Genomic DNA, 17,282 nt, shown 5'->3' with positions numbered 1-17,282 from the left:
GACTCGCGGAGAATGCCCAAGCTGATTGCGTTCGATGAAGAGGCGCGCCGCGGCCTCGAGCGAGGGATGAACACCCTCGCCGATGCCGTCAAGGTGACGCTCGGCCCGAAGGGCCGCAACGTCGTGCTGGAGAAGAAGTGGGGCGCCCCCACGATCACCAACGACGGTGTCTCCATCGCCAAGGAGATCGAGCTCGAGGACCCGTACGAGAAGATCGGGGCCGAGCTCGTCAAGGAAGTTGCCAAGAAGACCGACGATGTCGCCGGTGACGGCACCACCACGGCCACCGTGCTGGCTCAGGCTCTCGTCCGCGAGGGTCTGCGCAACGTCGCGGCCGGCGCCAACCCGATGGGCCTGAAGAAGGGCATCGAGAAGGCGACCGAGGCCGTCAGCGAGCAGTTGCTGGCGCTGGCCAAGCCGGTCGAGACCCGCGAGCAGATCGCGGCGACCGCGTCCATCTCGGCCGCGGACACCCAGGTCGGCTCGATCATCGCCGAGGCGATGGACAAGGTCGGCAAGGAAGGCGTCATCACCGTCGAGGAGAGCAACACCTTCGGCCTCGAGCTCGAGCTCACCGAGGGTATGCGCTTCGACAAGGGCTACATCTCGCCGTACTTCGTGACCGACACCGACCGGATGGAAGCGGTTCTCGACGACCCGTACATCCTGATCGTCAACAGCAAGATCTCGAGCATCAAGGACCTGGTCCCGGTGCTGGAGAAGGTCATGCAGACCGGCAAGTCGCTGGCCATCATCGCCGAGGACATCGAGGGCGAGGCGCTGGCGACCCTGGTCGTCAACAAGATCAAGGGCACCTTCAAGGCCGTCGCCGTCAAGGCACCGGGCTTCGGTGACCGCCGCAAGGCCATGCTGGTCGACATCGCCGTCCTCACCGGTGGCGAGGTGATCTCCGAGGAGGTCGGTCTCAAGCTGGACTCGGTCGACCTGGAGCTGCTCGGCCAGGCCCGCAAGATCGTCGTCACCAAGGACGAGACGACCATCGTCGAGGGCGAGGGCGACGCGGACCAGATCGGCGGCCGGGTCAACCAGATCCGCGCCGAGATCGAGAAGTCGGACTCCGACTACGACCGCGAGAAGCTGCAGGAGCGGCTGGCCAAGCTGGCCGGTGGCGTTGCGGTGATCAAGGTCGGCGCGGCCACCGAGGTCGAGCTGAAGGAGCGCAAGCACCGCATCGAGGACGCCGTTCGCAACGCGAAGGCTGCCGTCGAGGAGGGCATCGTCGCCGGTGGTGGCGTGGCTCTGCTGCAGGCGTCGGTGATCGCGTTCGAGAAGCTGGACCTCGAAGGTGACGAGGCCACCGGTGCCGCCATCGTGCGGTCCGCGGTCGAGGCGCCGCTGAAGCAGATCGCCGTGAACGCCGGCCTCGAGGGCGGCGTCGTGGTGGAGAAGGTCCGCAACCTCGAGCCGGGCTGGGGCCTCAACGCCGCAACCGGCGAGTACGTCGACCTGATCAAGACCGGCATCATCGACCCGGCCAAGGTGACGCGCTCGGCGCTGCAGAACGCAGCGTCCATCGCGGCCCTGTTCCTCACCACCGAGGCCGTCATCGCCGACAAGCCGGAGAAGGCCTCGGCCGCTCCGGGTGGCGCGCCCGACATGGGCGGCATGGACTTCTGACCCGAAGTCGACAGCAAAGCACCAAAGCAGTGAAGAGCGGTCCCGGGCGATGCCCGGGACCGCTTCTCGTTGGAGCGGCAAGTCCCAGCTTCACCCACAAGGCCCAGCCCTCGCCTCGCCGAGTCGTGGCGTTTGGCCGGTGCCCCGAACGGCGAGTCGTGGATTCTGGCCGCATCTCGTCGCCGAATCCCACGACTCGGTGAAATCAGCTCCAGCCGTTTCCCACGACTCGACGCTGGAGGGGGCTGACGAGGCTGTCGCGGCGGAGCGGTGGCGTCTAGGTGCCGGTTATCAGGTGGTGGGCCAGGAGGGGGGAGAAGGTGCGGACTGGGAGGGTGGGGGTCAGGCCGCAGGGGCCGTCGGATTCGCCGGGGGTTCGGAGCCAGAGGTGTAGGTCGACGGGTGAGGTTGCGACCGCGGGGGTGGTGCCGAGTTTGCGGGCGGGTGGGTTGCAGGAGTTGCCGTCGGAGCCGTTGCCGTTGCGGGCGGTGTCGATGACGAAGTGGCTGCCGCCGCCGAGGGCCTGGAGGATCGCCGTACCGCGGGTGGTCGACTCCGCCGTGGTGAAGTAGTTCGCCGTGTTCATGGCGAAGCCGCGGATCTTGCCGATGTCGGCGAGCCGGAGCCGCCGCGCCATCTCCTTCGCGTCACCGGATGTCACGTTGCCCGCGTCGAGGTACGCCCAGGTGTTCGGGTTCTTCACGGCGAGCAGCCCGACGGCGTACTTCAGCATCGCGATCCGCCCGTCCCACTGCGCGGGCGGGAAGCAGTCGAGCCGCGCCAGCGCGTCCGGCTCGAGCACCACGACCGCGGGCCGGGTCCCGATCCCGTCCGACAAGGCCGCGATCCAGGCCCGGTACGCCGCTGCGTCAGCCGCGCCACCGCCGACGCCGCACGGTCCGCCGGGCAGGTTGTCCGCGACCAGGACCGGCAGCTTGCCGGCCCTGTCCGCAGCAGTCGTGTACGCCGTGACGCCCGCCTTCACGTCCCCGCTCCAGGCTCCGAACCACCGCGCCGACGCCTGCCCGGCGATCTTCGACGCGAGCTCGGTGTCCTCGGGATGCCGTCGTACGTACGCCGCCACGGCCGAGGACGGATCGACATACAGCCCGTTCGTCAGCTTGAGCGGGTCGCCGGTCGCTTCGGCCAGCCCGGCTTCGGGCCGGCCGAAGACGACCAATGCGGCGGACAGTAAGAGCCCAGCCACCGCCGGGCGCAGAGTCGGCATCGGTGAAGCGTCCTTCCATCGATGGAGTGATCACTCAACGTGCCGATGAGACTACTCTCAGAGGTTCAGCTGTTCTCGTCCACCTCGCAGAACGAGGCGTAGTGGTCGCCGGTGTAGTAGACGTGCTCCGGGGTCGTCTTCGCGCCGCCGCCGATCAGCCGGCGGGCGCCACGATCCGGTGAGCCGGGCGTGATCACGGTGTACTCGTGGTAGAAGCTGCTCGACTCGGCCGGGAGGATGCCTTCCCGGTTCTGGAAGACGGTGCCGTCCTGCGAGTACGGGAACGGCCCGCCGGAGTGGATCAGGCCGAGGGTGTCGGCCGCCTGTGACGGCAGCGAGCTGAGCGCACACGTGTCGATCGCGGCTGTGTGGATCGCGCTGGACGCGACGACGTACGTGCTGGAGGTGGGGGCGGTGGTCGGGGCGGCGTAGGCCGTGGAGCCGAAGGCGGCGGTGGTCGCCAGGACCACGGCGGCGATGAGGGTTCTCATGCTTGGCACGCTTCCCCCGCAAACAAACGTTCGTACATCCCAGGTGTGAATAACAGGTGGACTATGACCCCGGCGGCCGTTTAGAGTCTGGCCCGGCGAGACCGATTCCGGAGTGGAAGGAGCGACCGATGAGCACACTGACTTGTTTCCCGGCGCACCCGATCCGCTCCCTCACCTCGCACTGAGCGGATCCGCGCCTCCTGCTGGAGGATTCGTGACCATCCGCAACACCGTCGAGGCCGACCTCGACACCATCCTTGCTCTGATCGAGCAGAAGTCCGTCAACACCGTCACCCACGAGCGGTATCTCGAGTATGTTGCCGACGGCTACTACCGGGACGACTGGAACTGGGTCGTCGAGGAGAACGGCGCGATCCAGGCTCTCGCCATCTGGTGGGGCTTCCCGGACGCCGAACACCCGCTCAGCATCGACGGCCTGTACTACGTCGGCGACAGCGACCCGGTCCCGGTCTGGACCGAGCTGATCAAGCACGCCGTCGCACCACGGCCGGCCGATGCCGAGCCGCCGGAGTACCACTTCTTCCTGACCAGCGACTGGCAGGACCAGCCTGACGTTGTCGCTGCCGTCGAACCACGGGCTCAGGCGGCCACGGCGGCCGGTCTGACCGCGATCACCGATCGGCTGCGCTACGAGTGGAAGCCGGAGTACGGGCTGCCGCCGCGTTCGACCCGGCTGCGCTTCGAGCCGGCCGACGACGAGGCCTTCGTCGACGTGTTCATGCGGGTCGCCAAGGGCAGCCTGGACGCCGGGACCGCGCGGGAGATCGCGCGCATCGGGGCCGAGGGCGCGGCCCGCGAGGAGGTCGAGATCTACACGTCGATGCCGGGTGAGCGGAGCTGGTGGCGGCTGGCGTACGACGAGGGCGGCGAGCTGATCGGGTTCGCGATCCCGTCGGCGAACGCCGGTGGGCCGGTCGTCGGGTACCTCGGCGTCGTACCGGAGCGCCGTGGGAACGGGCTGATCGACGACCTGCTGGCCGAGATCACCCACATGCTCGACGAGACCGGCGCCGAACACATCCGCGCCGACACCGACTTCGGCAACGTGCCGATGGCGAAGTCCTTCGAACGCCAGGGATATCGGAACTTCGCAGTCCGCCGGGTGCTGTCGTTCCCGGAGAGCTGAACTCCGAGTTGCCGAGGTAGAGACGAGCGACAACCCCGCGCCCTATGCTCCCTGACATGTCAGATAGCTCCGGGGGGAGCGGGGAGCGGGGGAGTCGCTCCGATGCGTGACATCGCGTTGATTCTGCATGTCGTGGCAGGGGGTCTCGCGATCCTGTTCGGCCCGCTGGCGATCGTGCTGACGTTGCGGCGCCGCGGGCTGAACTGGGCCGGCGAGGTCTACCACTGGACGATCGCGCTGGTCTGCCTGACCGCGCTGGTGATGGTCCCGTACGACTGGGGCCGGCTCTGGTACTTCTGGCCGATCACGATCGCGTCGTACCTGTTCGTCTACCTCGGCCAGCGCGCCGCCGAGGCCCCCGGCGGCCTCTGGTACCGCGGCGTCCTGCGCGGGTACGGCGGAGGCTGGATCGCGCTCTGGACCGCCATCGCCGTCGTCAGCCTCCCGCACCAGCCCTGGGCCTGGGCCATCCCCATCGTCATCGGCTCGACCGTGATCGAATGGCTCTGCTTCAACCCGGCACCGAGCTGGACCCGGGAGACTGCGACTTCCTAGGCTTGCCCGGCTTGCTCCTCGGGGGTGGCCTTGCGGACCACCAGGCGGGTCCAGGCGCCGACGTAGATGCGGTCGTCGGGGTTCAGTTCCTGGCGCTGGCCGGGGATGATCGGGTCTTCGGGGAGCGGGCCGGCGGCGGAGGCGACGTACGTGCCGTTGGAGGACTGGAGGTCCTCGACCCACCAGCGCTGGCCATCGGTGGTCAGTTGGGCCTGGCGGCGGCTGACGCCGGTGTCGTCGCCGCAGTCGATCTCGGGGTGGATGTTCCGGCTGCGGGACGGGCGGCCGATCAGCAGGCTCTTCTCCGTCAACGGGATCACGGTCGGCAGGCCGGGTGACGGACACGGGTCGTCACTCTGCTGTACGGCGTACCAGTCGGGGTCGACCCAGCGCTCGGCCACCCACTCCGCGACCGCCGTGGGCGGCGCCGGCGGTGTCGGGCCCGACGAAGAGATGTCCAGTGAGGACGCAGGGCGCGGCATGGTGCCGGTGGTGAAGTCGTAGCCGCAGCTCTCGCAGAACAGCGCGTCGGCCGACGCCGGCTCCTGGCAGTTGGGGCAGGTCTGACCGACCGGGGCCGGTGCGGGTGTCGCGGCCGGACCGGGCGCTGCGACAGCGGGCGCCGGGACCGAGGCCGCCGCCGGTGTGGCGGCCTCGCCGATCGGGAGCCCGCAGACGTCGCAGTAGTCGGTCGAGGTGGACGGGTGCCCACTCGGACAGTTGACGGTCATTTCTTCACCCGGGTGGTCTTGGTGGAGGCTGTGTCGAGGGCCATCTCGTCGGCCTTCTCCACGGTCCGCTTCAGCCGCACCGTACCCGTTTCCTGGTCGTCGATGTCGACAACCTTGCGCAGCCGCGTCGTCGCTTCCTCGTTACCGGTCGCGGCGGCGAGCTGGACCGCCCGGCCGAGCTTCGTGGTGGCGGTCGCCGTGTCACCGACGGCCTTGGCGGCCAGACCGTCCTGGATCGCCTGCGCCAGCTCGGTCTGCCCGGTGTAGTGCGCGACCTCCGGGCTGATCCGGGTGGTGAGCGCCTCGTCGGCCGACCACAGCGCCTTGACCAGGCCCTGCGCGACCACGTCGTTGCCCAGCACGAGTTGGACCCGCGCAGCGAGCTGCTCCTGCCCGATGGCCTTCGCGGCCAGCCGGATCGCCACGTGGTAGTCGCGGGACTCGTCGCCCCACGAGCCGGTCGGGTACGAGCCGGTCAGCGGATTGATCGCCGTACGCCGCGACGTCAGGTCCTCGACCGTCGGAGCGACCTGCCGGACGAACAGCACCTCGGCGCCCTGTGGCGCCCACACGCGCAGGTCGGCCTGCGCGACACCGCGGCTCATCGCGTTCTGGATCAGCTTGGAGAACTCGGCGGCGAGCTGATCCGGCGCCGGGATGATGTCGACGGTGCCGAGCAGCGCCTGCGCGATCCGCCGTACCTCGTCGACCTGCCAGGCCACGCCGACGCCGCGGGTGTCGCACTGGAACTGACCGGTCACCGACGCGATCGCCTGGGTCAGCGCCTCCGGCGTCTCGTGCTGGTTCTCGCCGTCGGTCAGCAGGATCGCGTGCTTCTGGGACAGTGACGGCACAGTCGCGAAGACGCGCGACGCCAGCCGCAGCCAGGTGCCCATCGCGGTCCCGCCGTCGGCGTAGAACCGGGACACCGCGTCCTTGGCGGCCTGCCGGGTGTACGGGTCCATCCTGACCATCACCGGCTCCGCGGACGGCGGGAACGCCAGCTGCGCGCGGTCGTTGCCGGAGATCACCGCGAACCAGACCCCGTCGAGGATCTGGTCGAGAGCGGTCTGGGCGGCGTACGCCGCAGCCTGTACGCCCTCGCGGCCCATCGAACCGGAGGTGTCGACGATGATGATCTCGCCCGCGTCGCCGCTGCCGGACTGCCCGGCCGCGCCGGCCCCGGTGCAGTTCACCGTGACGATGGCGTGGACGTCGGTCCCGCCGTCGGGCAGGAACTCGTTCTGGTAGACGCTGGCGGTGAAGTCGGCCATCTCGGGGTCCCTCTCCCTAGATCCGTGCCAAGGCGACGGTGATGTTGTCCTGGCCACCCTGGGCGTTGGCCCAGTCGACCAGGGCGGACGCGGTGGCTTTCGGCTCGCCACCGTTGTCCGCAGCTGTCTGACGTACGAGGTCGGCCAGCGGTGCCGCCTCCGAGCAGTAGTTCCACAGGCCGTCCGAGCAGACCAGCAGCCAGCCCGGCCCGGTCACGTGGAGCGTCGTGGTCCGGGGTGTGTGGTCCGGTGCGTCCTTGCCGAGCCAGCGGGTGATCGCGTGCGCGTGCGGGCCGGACTCGGCCTCCTCGCGCGAGATCCCGGTGGCGATCAGCTCGGCCGCCCAGGAGTCGTCGACGGTCAGCGCGACCGCCTCAGCCTCGTCAGGGAACCAGTACGCGCGGCTGTCTCCGACGTTGCCCGCCACCAGCAGCCCGTCCTCCAGGACCGCCGCGACGAACGTGCAGGACGCCGGGTTGGGGCTGTCGGGACTGGTGTTGTCGAGTACGGCGTCACTCGCGGCGTCGGCCGCCGCCTTGAGCCGGGCCGCGATCGCACTAGCCCGGGAGGAGTCCGTGCCGAGGCCCTGAGCGTGGCCGGCCTGGAGCACCTCGCAGGCTGCCCGGGCCGCGGCAAGCGATGCCACGTCGGAATCCAGCGACGAGCTCACGCCGTCGCAGACCACGAGCAACGCCCGGCTGCCCGGCGCGGCGTCCGCCGCGATAGCCATGGCGTCCTCGTTCCGGCTGTGCCGGATGCCGCGGTCGCACACCCCGGCCACCCACGGCGCCGGCTGCTCCTCGAAGTGGTCCCGCGGCTTCGCTGCCTTGGTGCCGCACGTCTCGCAGTACCCGTCCGAGCTGATGGTGCCGCCACACGACCTGCACGGACCGACCTCGTCGACGGCGGCCGCGGTGATCTCGATCGTCGGCTCGGTGTCGGTGTCCAGGGCCGTCGAGGTGGGCGCGGCCGCCGGGTTGAGCTCGGCGCCACAGGCCTCGCAAAAGCGATCGGCCTCGGACACCGGCCCGCCACAGCTGGGGCAGACCGTCTCGGTCGTACTCGTCATCGCAACGTCCATCCTCGAACTTCGTTGGCCTGGTCGACCAGGGCGATCCGTTCCGGCCGGGTCTCGGCCTGGTCGGCCAGCAACCGGTAGGTCGCCTCGAGCCCTTCCCGCAGGGCCGGCTCGGTCGCCACCCGCCCGTCGATCCGCAGAGCCTCCTGCGGACCGGACTGCTGGACCTCGGCCAGCGCGGTCCGGAACACGTCCGCAGCCAGGTTGGCCCGGTCGACCGGGTCGATGGTCAGCGCGGTGATGCTGTCCATCGCCTGGGCGAGCGCGGGAAGGCCACGCCCTGATCCTGCCAGCAGACCGGCTCGCTGGCGACGGGCCCGTACGTACGCGCCGCTGGTACGCGGGACCAGGTCGAGGGCGCCGAGCGCTCCGTCGAGGTCGTTGCGCTGCGTACGGATCGTGGCCAGGCCGAAGGCGGACGGTGCGATGTAGTTCGCGTCGGTCCGGGCACAGGTCAGGTAGAGGCCCTCGGCAACGTCGTACTCGCCGCTGTGCTCACAGGCGATCGCCAGCGCGAGTTTCGGCCCCAGCTCGCCCGGCACCTGGCCGTAGACCGCGTTGAACGCGGACTGCGCAGCAGCCGAGTCACCGCGGGCCAGAGCGACCAGTCCGGCCATCCAGACCGCCCGCCACTCCCACGGGTCGGAGTTGAGCAGGTCGGACACCGCAGTGTCCACCATGTCGTAGCGCTCGGGTCCGACCTCCAGTGCGGCCTCCGCGACCTCCAGCAACGTCTGCGGGGACTGCTCCGGCGCGTCGATCAGCAGCTCGAGCCGCTTGGCCGCATCCGGCACGCTGACCGTCTTCAGCCAGCCGGCCATCTTGTCGCTCTCGTCCGGCGCCAGCGACGGCAGCTGCTGCCATGGCTCGACCGCGTCGCCCAGTCCGGTCGACTTGTCACCCGGCGTGCCGAAGAGCAGCGACGACGCGGAGTGCTGGGCCGCCTTGACGCCCTGCTTGTCCGCCACCACCTCACGCAGTACGCCGAGCAGCTGCACGCGGAACTCGTCGGCGGACTGGAAACGGTCCGCCGGGTCCTTCGCACATGCCTTGAGCAACAACCGGTACACCGAGTCGTACTGCTGGAAGAGCGGTACTTCGCCTACGGGCGGCAGCGAGTCGACGTACCGGCCCTGGTAGCCGCGGAACTCCATCGCCAGCACGCACAGCGTCCGGCCCAGCGTGAAGATGTCGGAGGCAACCGACGGGCCGACCTCGGCCACCTCTGGCGCCTGGAAGCCGACCGTGCCGTAGATCGCGGAATCCAGGTCGTCGATCCGCCGGACACCGCCGAGGTCGATCAGCTTGACCGCGTCGCCGACCTGGATGATGTTGTCCGGCTTGAAGTCGCAGTACACCAGGCCGAGGTCGTGCAGGTACGAGAACGCGGGCAGGATCTCCAGCAGGTACGCGATCGCCTGGTCGATCGGAAGCGCGTCGTACTGGCCCTTGTTGGCTTCCATCCGCTGTTTGAGCAGCGTCTTCAGCGAGGTGCCGCCGACGTACTCCATCACGATGTAGCCGGCGCCGTCGTGGGTGACGAAGTTGTAGATCTCGACGATCAGCGGGTGCTCGACCCGGGCCAGGAACTGCTGCTCCGCGATCGCGGCCGCGACGGCGTCCGGGTCCTCGGAGTTCAGCAGGCCCTTGAGGACGACCCAGCGGTTGGACACGTTCTGGTCCTGAGCCAGGTAGATCCAGCCGAAACCACCGTGGGCCAGGCAGCCGGCCACCTTGTACTGGCCGCCGACCAGGTCGCCGGCCTGCAGCTTCGGCGAGAACGAGAACCGGTTGCGGCACTTCGGGCAGAAGCCCTCGGTGCGGCCGGGCTGTCCGCTGCGGGAGCGGCCGACCGGGTTGCCGCAACTCGGGCAGTTCCGGCGATCCTCCGGGACCATCGGGTTGGCCAGGATCGCTTTGCTCGCGTCGATCGCGGGGATCGACGGCACGTGCGTCAGGCCGGCGCCGAGTCGCGCGCCGCGCAGGCGGGTGGACGACGTACCGAGCTTGCGGGTCAGCTTCGAGCCGGCCTGGGCGGCGCGGGCGGAGCCGAGCGGCGTGGAGGCCAGGCGGTTGGACGCGCGGGAGACCGTCGACACCGAGCTGATCGGATCGTGGTCAGGAGCTGCGCTCGTCGAGGCGGGCGAGCCGCACACGTCGCAGTACCCGTCGACGTAGGTGCCGGTGCAGCCGGGCTGCGTGCAGGCGCCGGTCGCCGTTGCCGGAGCGGCGGCTGCCTGGGCGGCGGCCGCTGGGCTCGGGGCCGCGGGGGAGCCGCAGACGTCGCAGTACCCGTCGACGATGGAGCCGGTACAGCCCGGCTGGGTGCAGGTCGTCATTTCGTCCCTTCCAGGTAGGCCTGGTAGGCCGCTACCAGTGCGCCGAGGCGAGCCAGATCCACCGGCTCCACCTCGATCACCGCTCGGCCGCGCCGGTACAGCTCGGCGAGATCTTCATTGCCTGGGGCAACACTTGAAGCCTTCACCTGATAGGCGTCCAGCAGTTGGGTCAGTTCGTCCCGCTTGCCGAGCGCGGAGCCGTACGCCGCCTGTGCCTGACCGAGCGCCCGTCGTACGGCGTCCAACCTGGTCAGGTACTTCTCGAGCTCGGCCGGCGTGTTCGGCACCGATCCCAGTGCAGTGACATCCGGTACGGCGAGGCGCGGGGCCGGGGCGACCGTTGCGACCGCCTTGTCGGCGAGCGCGCGGACCGCAGTACCCTGCGCCTCGAGCTCGCCGCGCACCGTTCGCGCCCGGGCCACATCGGCGGCCCGCTCCTTGCGCGTGGCGGCGCCGACGATGAGGTCCCGCTCGGCCCTCGCGGCGTCGATCTCCAACGGCCCGATCTGGCCACCGATGTCCGCGCCGCGTTTGTTGCGGTCGGCAAGATCCGTCAGCCGGCGGTCCAGATCGTGGTGCTGGGCGAGCGCCTTGTCGCGGACGTTCGCGGGCTCGAGCTTCACCAGGTCGCTGATCCGCTCCACCTGCGCCCGCAACTCCCGGAGCCGGGCGGCCCGGTCGGCATCGCCCGGGTCGAGCGCCAGCTTGGCGCGCAGACTGGACGCCAGCGCATCCGACAACTTGCATGCCTCAGGCAACGAAACGGCGAGCGAGCCACCCGCGCCACCGGCGTCCAGGCCGCCCCAGATCAGCGCCGAGATCCGCTCGGTCTCGGTCACCCCGACCCGGCCCGAGTCCCAGGTCACCAGGATCAACTCGTACCGATCCGAGACGGCCTTCCAGACGGTCATGCTGAGCACGACATCCGCACTCAACGCATCCCCGTCCGGCGCACTCAACGCAGCCTGATCAAGCTCGTCCAGCTCGGCCTTCCGCCGATCCCGCCACTCCCCGAGCGCCCCAAGAAAAGAAAGCAGCTCCGTCGCCGGAACACTGCTCCCCATCTTCCCCGGCGGCGGAGGAGCCGAGACCGTCGGCGTACGAACAGTCATGGCGTCCGGCCATAGACGGCTGTCGGAGGCGCTGCCAGTTTGCCCAGGTCCGTCCCCAGCCACTTGCTGTACGACGTCATCCACGCGCTCTGGCCCGAAGCGTCAGGGGTCTTCATCTGCGCGAGGGCGGCGTTGACGAACCGGACGAAGTCCACATTCTCCTTCTTGATGCCGAGGCCGTAGGGCTCGTCGCTGAATCGCTCCGGCAGGATCTTGGCGTACGGGTCCTGCGCGGCATCGCCGGCCAGGACGGTGTCATCGCCACTGATCCCTTGCGCCTTGCCCTGCTGGAACAGGACCAGGCAGCCGGTGTCCGTGTCGGCGGTGATCGGCTTGACCTCCGGGTTCTTCTTCTTGAGGTTGTCCAGAGAGGTCGACCCGGCCGGAGCGCAGATGGTCTGGCCATCCAGGTCGGCAGTGCTCTTGGCCGTTGAATCTCGCTGCACGAGCGTCTTCTGGCCGGAGCGGTAGTACTCGGCGGAGAACGCGATCTGCTGCCAGCGGGCGCAGTTGATCGTCATGTTCCGGGCGACGATGTCGACCTGACCGCTCTGCAGCACCGGGATGCGCTGCGGACTGGAAATCACCCGTAGCTCGACCTTGTGCGGCTTGCCCGGTGCGGGCGGCCCGAAGATCGCGTCGGCGACCATGTTGATCATGTCGATGTCGAAGCCCTCGATCTGCCCGGTCAACGGGTTCCGGGAACCGAGGTGCAGGCTGTCCGCCGAGACGCCCGCGATCAGCCGGCCGCGAGCCTTGATCTTCTCCATGTAGCTACCTGCGGGCATCACACCACCGGGTGCCGGCGTCTCCCGATCCGGCGCGTACGACGCCAGCTCTCCCTCTTTGCTGCATGGCGCTGTGGTCGACGGGGCCGTCGTGGCCTGCGTCGGCGCCGGCTCGGCCGGGATCTCCGTAGCCGCGTAGTTGCCGGAACCGCAGGCGGTGAGGAGGAGTGCGGTGGCTACCGCAATCGGGACGAGCTTCTTCATCGGTACTCCTCCAAACGCTGCGACATACCCCAGGCAACGAGCAACGCGGCGACGATGCCGAGTGGCAGACCGAGCCAGCCGAGCGGCGGGAGGCCGCCGCGGGTGTCGGACAGCTCGTTCGAGACCGTGTCGCTGGTCGTCTTCAGTTGCTCCGCCGAGCTGGTGTCGAAGGCTTTGAACGCGTCCACCGCATTGCTCGTCTTGTCCGTGCCGACAGCCATCGCGACCGCGCCGTCCCAGTTGCCCTTGTTGGCGTCGGCATCCCGGATCTTGACGTGGATCGCCTTGTACGCGTCCCAACGGTCGGACAGGCCGTCGACGGTGCCCGAGGACTTCTTCAGCTCCTCGTCCACCGTAGCCGCGGCCGTGTTGTACGCCTTGTCGAACGCGTCGCCCGACCCGCGTGCGATCAAGGTGAGGCTCTCGTTCGACCGGGCGTCGTACGCCGCGATCCGGGCGCGCGACAACGCCAGCGTCTTGGAGTAGGCATCGGACCTCGTGCTGCTCGCGCTTCCCGAAGCGGACGACAGCGCGACGCCGCCGACGATGGTGGTGAGCAGCACGACCACGGCGCCTGCCGCGATCGGCAGGTTGACGTAGCGGTGCGTACGGCGGGCCAGCCAGCGCAGCGTGATCCCCAGGATCAGCAACGTGAGCAGACCGCTGACGACCACCCAGATCGTGCCGTCGTTGACGCCGCCGAACTCCGTGTCGACGCGCTTCTCGTTGGCATCGACCAGGGCGTTGACCAGCGGCAGTGCGTCGTTCTGCAGTACGGCGTTCGCGTCCCGCAGGTACTGCGATCCGATCGGGAGTCCCTGGCGGTTGTTGGCCCGGGCTTGCTCGATCAGGCCGTCGTACGTGATCAGCGTGGTGTTCAGCTCGCCGAGGACTTTCTGGTCGGCCGGCTGGGCGGTCGCGGCCTCCGAGATGAGGCGGGCCGCCGAAGCCATCGAGTCGACGAAGTGCTGCCGCTGGTCGGCCGGCTCGAGACCGCCGACCAGAAAGGCGTTGGTGGCGTCGGCGTTCGCGCTGACCAGGTTGGTGTGGATTGCCTGAATACGGACAAGCTGCTCGGCGTTGGCCTCGGCGCGCTCGAGCGCACCGTCGGACTGACGGAAGCCCTGCGCGGCGGCCAGGCCGAAGACGACGCTCATCGCCGCGGCCAGGATGAGGAAGGCGCGCATGCGGCCGGGGGTGCCCTGGAACCACTGGGCTACTGCGTTGCGGCGGCTTGGTGCCCGGGTGACCGGCTGCGTCGTACTGGCGGGCGGGCCCGGCGGCGACCAGGTCGCGGGGGGCGCACTCTGGGTCTGGGTCACGCCTGATCTCCTTGCTCGGACTGGTCTGCTGCCTCGGCCTCAACCCTCGGCTCGAGCTCGAGCTCGGCAGTCGCTTCGGGTTCGGGGTCGTCGGTGAGGTCTTCGGCGAGGATCTGACGCAGTTGGTCGGTGGTCGGTGCCGTTACGTCGCGCAGGCGCCAGGCGTGGCGGCCGATGGCGGCCTCCAGGACGTTGCGGGCGAACCGGCCGTTGCCGAACGAGCTGTCCCGCGGGGTCGCGACCAGGATCTCCCGGAACTTGTCCAGCGACTCCGGGATCAGCTCGTAGTCGGAGGCGTCGGCGAGTCCGGTGAGGATGTCGGCCAGTTCGTCGTCGGTGTAGTTCTCGAACTCGATCGTGGTCCGGAACCGGCTGGCCAGCCCCGGGTTCGCGGCGATGAACGCCTCCATCGGCTCGGGGTACCCGGCGACGATCACGACCAGGTCGTCACGCCGGTCCTCCATCTCCTTGACCAGCGTGTCGACGGCTTCCCGACCGTACTGGTCGGCGCCCGTGTCGCCGGAGGTCAGGCTGTACGCCTCGTCGATGAACAACACCCCGCCCACCGCGGACGCGACCACCTCAGCCGTCTTCGTGGCGGTCTGCCCCAGATACCCGGCCACCAGCTCCGACCGGTCCACCTCGACCAGTTGGCCCTTGGACAGCAGGCCGAGTGCCTTGTAGATCCCACTCACCAACCGCGCGACGGTCGTCTTGCCGGTGCCCGGGTTCCCCACGAACACCAGGTGCCGCGTGATCGTCGGGCTCTTCAGCCCCGCCTCGGTCCGCAGCTTCTCGACCCGCAGTACGGCGACCTGCCGATGTACTTCCCGCTTCACCCGAGCCAACCCGGTCAGCTCATCCAGCTCAGCCAGCAACTCCTCAACCGTCTTCGCCGGCTCAGCAGCCACCTCGGCCTCCGCCTGAGTCGCGGCCGCTCCCGCGGTCGCCCCTTCGACCGGCGTTCCCGGCACACCGCCGTCGGCCGTCGGCTTTGCCGACGTGACCTGCCCTGCCGGACCAGCTCCTGCCTGCAGCGTCCGCGCACCTACCGCCTGCAGCTGCGCTGCGGCCGCGACCGACGCGTTGCCGATGACCCGCATCGTCGGCTCGCCCAGCGTGCAGGCTGCGGATGCCACTTCGGCGAGCGCCTCGGCGTACGCCGTCTTCTCCGCGGAGGCTTCGACGATCAGCTCACCGAGTACGGCGGTCGGAGCGCCCCGCCAGCGGCGACCGCGAACGGCCGCGTCGAAGAAGTCCTGTGTCGTACCGCCCGGGACTGCCTTCGCCCAGTCAGCAGGCGCGCCTGGCGCCGATTCGGCCAACGCGGCAGCCAAGGCGAGCGCCTCGCCGCGCGCGGCGTCTTCCGCGACCCCTGCGCGTTCGGCGACCACCAGCAGGTCGGAGAGTGCCTGCTGCAGAGAGGTTCCCCCCGCGGTGCTCATGACCCTCCTCGTCCGGGTGGTGGTGCCAGTGGTCCGCCCGTACTCGGGCCGGTGTCCGGTGGCGGGGTCGACCCGGTCGGGCCGAGGGCCAATCCTCCGCCGGTGGAGCCGGTGCCGAACTTCTCCTGCAGGAACCTGCCGTGGGCGATCAGGGCCGCCGCGTCAGCGCGGTTCACCGCGTCGAACACCTTGTCCATCGTGGCGGCCAAGAGGTCCAACTGGTCGATCAGGATCATCAGCGACGTCTTGCCGCGGTCGACCGGCCGGGTGTCCGCCCACTGCCGCGGCAGTCGCAGGTACCCGCCGATCGCCTCCGGCAAGTAGTCGGTCGCGGTCGCCATCACGGAGTACGCCTGCGCGCTGCCGCCCAGGTTGCCGAGCCGCGGGATCGTCTCCCGTACGACGCGAACCACGCGGCCGACCCGGGACGCGACAACCGCCGGTACGGCGCCGCGCGCGACCAGCTCCTCGACGCGGACCAGCGCCGCCAGTAGGTCGTCCGTGGTCGGCGGACCGGCCACCGGGGCAGGCTCGGGCTCCTCCTTGCGGCCGGTCAGCCGCGCGAAGAAGTCACCGATGGCCATGCAGTTCCCCCAGTGAGGTGTGGATCAGCGACCGAGGTCGAGATCGAGGCTGCCGTGCACGACCTGCTGGTTCTGCTGGGCGACCCGGTCCAGGTAGCTGCGGGACTTGGTCACCTCGGTCTCCAGCGTGCCGATGGTGGCGGCCATGTTGTCCAGCGCCTCGACCTTGAACGTGTCGATCGCGTCCATGGTCGCGTAGATGTTCGCGAACGCGGCCTGCAGCTGCGGCAGCCCGATCGTCGCCGCCGCGGCCTGCTGCTGGATCGCGACCGAGTTGTCCCGCAGCATCTGCGAGGTGCGCTCGATCATGCCGCTGGTGGTCGTGTTCAGCGCGGTGATCTGGTCCAGCACGAGCTTCTGGTTGCCCAGGGCCTGCGCGACGATGACCGCCGTACGCAGGGCCGAGACCGTGGTCGTCGATGCGCGGTCGACGCCCTTGATCAGCTCGATGTTGTTCTTGATCACGATGTCGATGGCCAGGTAGTTCTGGATCGACACGGCCAGCTGGGTGAGCAGGTCCTGGTGCTTCTGCCGGACGTAGAACAGCACGTCCTCGCGGAACGCCTTCGCCTTCTCCGGGTTGGTCGCCTCGAGTTCCGCGATCGCCGCGGACAGCCGCGCGTCGAGGCGTTCGGCGACGTACACGTACTGGTTGAGCCGCGTCATCGCGTCCCAGAGGTTCTGCTTCTCCAGGTTCAGCGCGGCGTTGTCCTTGCCGAGCTCGTCCTGGCCGTTGCGCAGGCTGTGCAGGATGCCTTCGAGGTGGCTCTGCGCGCTCTGGTACTTGCGGAAGTAGTCCTCGATCTTGTCGCCGAACGGGATCATCCCGAGCAGCTTCTTGGGCCCGGTCGCTTCCTTCGGGTCCAGGTCCTCGACGGTACGGCGCAATTCGAGCAGCGTCTTGCCGACGGTCGAGCCCTCGGACAGACCGCCTTCCTGCAGCGCCCGGACCGGCGCCTTGAGCAGCCGGTTCGAGCTGTCCGCGGCTGCGCGGATGTCGACGTCGCCCATGCTGCGGACGTCGCCCGCCTTCGCCGCGAACTCCGGCGACCGCGGCTCGGCCGCCATCAGGGAGGTCAGGAAGGTGTCGACCTTTGAGTCGAGCCCCGGCAACGCGGCCGCGTCCACAGCCGGCGCCATCGTCGGTGCCGCGGTGGCCGCGACAGGCTGTGACGGCGGCGGAGCGGTCAGTATCAACCCCGGCGCAGTGGCAGTAGGCGGCTGCAACGGCTGCGCCGCGGCGGCCGGTTGTGCCGCACCTGCTGTGTTGTCTGCTTCGGTCATCGTCGTTCCCCTCCGGTGGCCTGTGGCAGGCGTCCCCTCCCGCCCGCACGCTGTCACCTCCG

15 protein-coding genes are annotated in these 17,282 nt (G+C 69.4%); 3 read left to right on the top strand and 12 right to left on the bottom strand.

What is annotated here, in order from left to right:
• The first annotated feature begins 12 nt into the window (after positions 1-12).
• Complete coding sequence (gene groL / locus OHA18_RS08455) at positions 13-1,638, top strand: chaperonin GroEL (RefSeq protein ID WP_329003290.1); 1,626 nt, start codon at positions 13-15, stop codon at positions 1,636-1,638.
• Between the two features lie 277 nt (positions 1,639-1,915).
• Here groL and OHA18_RS08450 read toward each other — a convergent pair whose 3' ends face one another.
• Together OHA18_RS08450 and OHA18_RS08445 are read right to left on the bottom strand one after the other, a co-directional pair.
• Positions 1,916-2,866, bottom strand: coding sequence for a glycoside hydrolase family 6 protein (locus OHA18_RS08450; RefSeq protein WP_329003289.1), 951 nt, complete (start codon positions 2,864-2,866; stop codon positions 1,916-1,918).
• A 65-nt stretch (positions 2,867-2,931) separates the two neighbouring features.
• Positions 2,932-3,357, bottom strand: coding sequence for a ribonuclease domain-containing protein (locus OHA18_RS08445; RefSeq protein ID WP_329003288.1), 426 nt, complete (start codon positions 3,355-3,357; stop codon positions 2,932-2,934).
• Positions 3,358-3,571: 214 nt separating this feature from the next.
• Between OHA18_RS08445 and OHA18_RS08440 the strand changes: the two genes are divergently transcribed.
• Positions 3,572-4,504 (top strand): GNAT family N-acetyltransferase, encoded by a 933-nt coding sequence (locus tag OHA18_RS08440; protein ID WP_329003287.1) that lies wholly within the window; start codon positions 3,572-3,574, stop codon positions 4,502-4,504.
• A 102-nt stretch (positions 4,505-4,606) separates the two neighbouring features.
• Positions 4,607-5,059: a hypothetical protein gene (locus OHA18_RS08435; RefSeq protein ID WP_329003286.1), complete on the top strand. Its 453-nt coding sequence runs from the start codon at positions 4,607-4,609 to the stop codon at positions 5,057-5,059.
• On the opposite strand, the gene OHA18_RS08430 is transcribed toward OHA18_RS08435, so the two are convergent.
• The 10 genes from OHA18_RS08430 to OHA18_RS08385 are packed head-to-tail and all read right to left on the bottom strand — an operon-like array spanning position 5,056 to position 17,220.
• Positions 5,056-5,790: an FHA domain-containing protein gene (locus OHA18_RS08430; RefSeq protein ID WP_329003284.1), complete on the bottom strand. Its 735-nt coding sequence runs from the start codon at positions 5,788-5,790 to the stop codon at positions 5,056-5,058. The two genes, OHA18_RS08435 and OHA18_RS08430, sit on opposite strands and share 4 nt — an antisense overlap.
• The gene (locus OHA18_RS08425) at positions 5,787-7,064 is read right to left on the bottom strand and encodes a vWA domain-containing protein (RefSeq protein ID WP_329003282.1); all 1,278 of its coding nucleotides are present in this window, start codon (positions 7,062-7,064) and stop codon (positions 5,787-5,789) included. Before OHA18_RS08425 ends, OHA18_RS08430 begins: the two co-directional genes overlap by 4 nt.
• A gap of 16 nt (positions 7,065-7,080) precedes the next feature.
• On the bottom strand, positions 7,081-8,133 hold the full coding sequence (locus OHA18_RS08420; RefSeq protein WP_329003281.1) for a PP2C family serine/threonine-protein phosphatase: 1,053 nt from the start codon (positions 8,131-8,133) through the stop codon (positions 7,081-7,083).
• Positions 8,130-10,481 carry a serine/threonine-protein kinase gene (locus OHA18_RS08415; protein ID WP_329003280.1) on the bottom strand — a complete coding sequence of 784 codons (2,352 nt, stop codon included), beginning with the start codon at positions 10,479-10,481 and terminating at the stop codon, positions 8,130-8,132. Before OHA18_RS08415 ends, OHA18_RS08420 begins: the two co-directional genes overlap by 4 nt.
• Entirely contained in the window at positions 10,478-11,593 is a 1,116-nt protein-coding gene (locus OHA18_RS08410; RefSeq protein WP_329003278.1) for a hypothetical protein, read from the bottom strand. Before OHA18_RS08410 ends, OHA18_RS08415 begins: the two co-directional genes overlap by 4 nt.
• Positions 11,590-12,585 carry a glutamate ABC transporter substrate-binding protein gene (locus OHA18_RS08405; protein ID WP_329003277.1) on the bottom strand — a complete coding sequence of 332 codons (996 nt, stop codon included), beginning with the start codon at positions 12,583-12,585 and terminating at the stop codon, positions 11,590-11,592. Before OHA18_RS08405 ends, OHA18_RS08410 begins: the two co-directional genes overlap by 4 nt.
• Positions 12,582-13,907 (bottom strand): hypothetical protein, encoded by a 1,326-nt coding sequence (locus OHA18_RS08400; RefSeq protein WP_329003276.1) that lies wholly within the window; start codon positions 13,905-13,907, stop codon positions 12,582-12,584. Before OHA18_RS08400 ends, OHA18_RS08405 begins: the two co-directional genes overlap by 4 nt.
• On the bottom strand, positions 13,904-15,352 hold the full coding sequence (locus OHA18_RS08395) for an AAA family ATPase (protein ID WP_329003275.1): 1,449 nt from the start codon (positions 15,350-15,352) through the stop codon (positions 13,904-13,906). The genes OHA18_RS08400 and OHA18_RS08395 overlap by 4 nt, the downstream gene beginning before the upstream one ends.
• A complete protein-coding gene (locus OHA18_RS08390) occupies positions 15,349-15,936 on the bottom strand; it encodes a hypothetical protein (RefSeq protein WP_329003274.1) in 588 nt (195 codons plus the stop codon). Before OHA18_RS08390 ends, OHA18_RS08395 begins: the two co-directional genes overlap by 4 nt.
• A gap of 24 nt (positions 15,937-15,960) precedes the next feature.
• Complete coding sequence (locus OHA18_RS08385; protein WP_329003272.1) at positions 15,961-17,220, bottom strand: toxic anion resistance protein; 1,260 nt, start codon at positions 17,218-17,220, stop codon at positions 15,961-15,963.
• Between the last annotated feature and the right edge of the window lie 62 nt (positions 17,221-17,282).

Origin of the sequence: Kribbella sp. NBC_00709, assembly GCF_036226565.1 — a bacterium.
Lineage (GTDB): Bacteria > Actinomycetota > Actinomycetes > Propionibacteriales > Kribbellaceae > Kribbella.
The sequence above is the reverse complement of the archived record's forward strand: the minus strand, read 5'-3'. Positions and strand labels throughout refer to the sequence as shown.

Excerpts from the sequence above, each read along its gene's own strand:
- groL (WP_329003290.1), top strand. The coding sequence starts at position 13 with ATGCCCAAGCTGATTGCGTTCGATGAAGAGGCGCGCCGCGGCCTCGAG.
- OHA18_RS08425 (WP_329003282.1), bottom strand. The coding sequence starts at position 7,064 with ATGGCCGACTTCACCGCCAGCGTCTACCAGAACGAGTTCCTGCCCGAC.
- OHA18_RS08405 (WP_329003277.1), bottom strand. The coding sequence starts at position 12,585 with ATGAAGAAGCTCGTCCCGATTGCGGTAGCCACCGCACTCCTCCTCACC.
- OHA18_RS08385 (WP_329003272.1), bottom strand. The coding sequence starts at position 17,220 with ATGACCGAAGCAGACAACACAGCAGGTGCGGCACAACCGGCCGCCGCG.
- OHA18_RS08395 (WP_329003275.1), bottom strand. The coding sequence starts at position 15,352 with ATGAGCACCGCGGGGGGAACCTCTCTGCAGCAGGCACTCTCCGACCTG.
- OHA18_RS08390 (WP_329003274.1), bottom strand. The coding sequence starts at position 15,936 with ATGGCCATCGGTGACTTCTTCGCGCGGCTGACCGGCCGCAAGGAGGAG.
- OHA18_RS08410 (WP_329003278.1), bottom strand. The coding sequence starts at position 11,593 with ATGACTGTTCGTACGCCGACGGTCTCGGCTCCTCCGCCGCCGGGGAAG.
- OHA18_RS08435 (WP_329003286.1), top strand. The coding sequence starts at position 4,607 with ATGCGTGACATCGCGTTGATTCTGCATGTCGTGGCAGGGGGTCTCGCG.
- OHA18_RS08420 (WP_329003281.1), bottom strand. The coding sequence starts at position 8,133 with ATGACGAGTACGACCGAGACGGTCTGCCCCAGCTGTGGCGGGCCGGTG.
- OHA18_RS08430 (WP_329003284.1), bottom strand. The coding sequence starts at position 5,790 with ATGACCGTCAACTGTCCGAGTGGGCACCCGTCCACCTCGACCGACTAC.
- OHA18_RS08445 (WP_329003288.1), bottom strand. The coding sequence starts at position 3,357 with ATGAGAACCCTCATCGCCGCCGTGGTCCTGGCGACCACCGCCGCCTTC.
- OHA18_RS08415 (WP_329003280.1), bottom strand. The coding sequence starts at position 10,481 with ATGACGACCTGCACCCAGCCGGGCTGTACCGGCTCCATCGTCGACGGG.
- OHA18_RS08450 (WP_329003289.1), bottom strand. The coding sequence starts at position 2,866 with ATGCCGACTCTGCGCCCGGCGGTGGCTGGGCTCTTACTGTCCGCCGCA.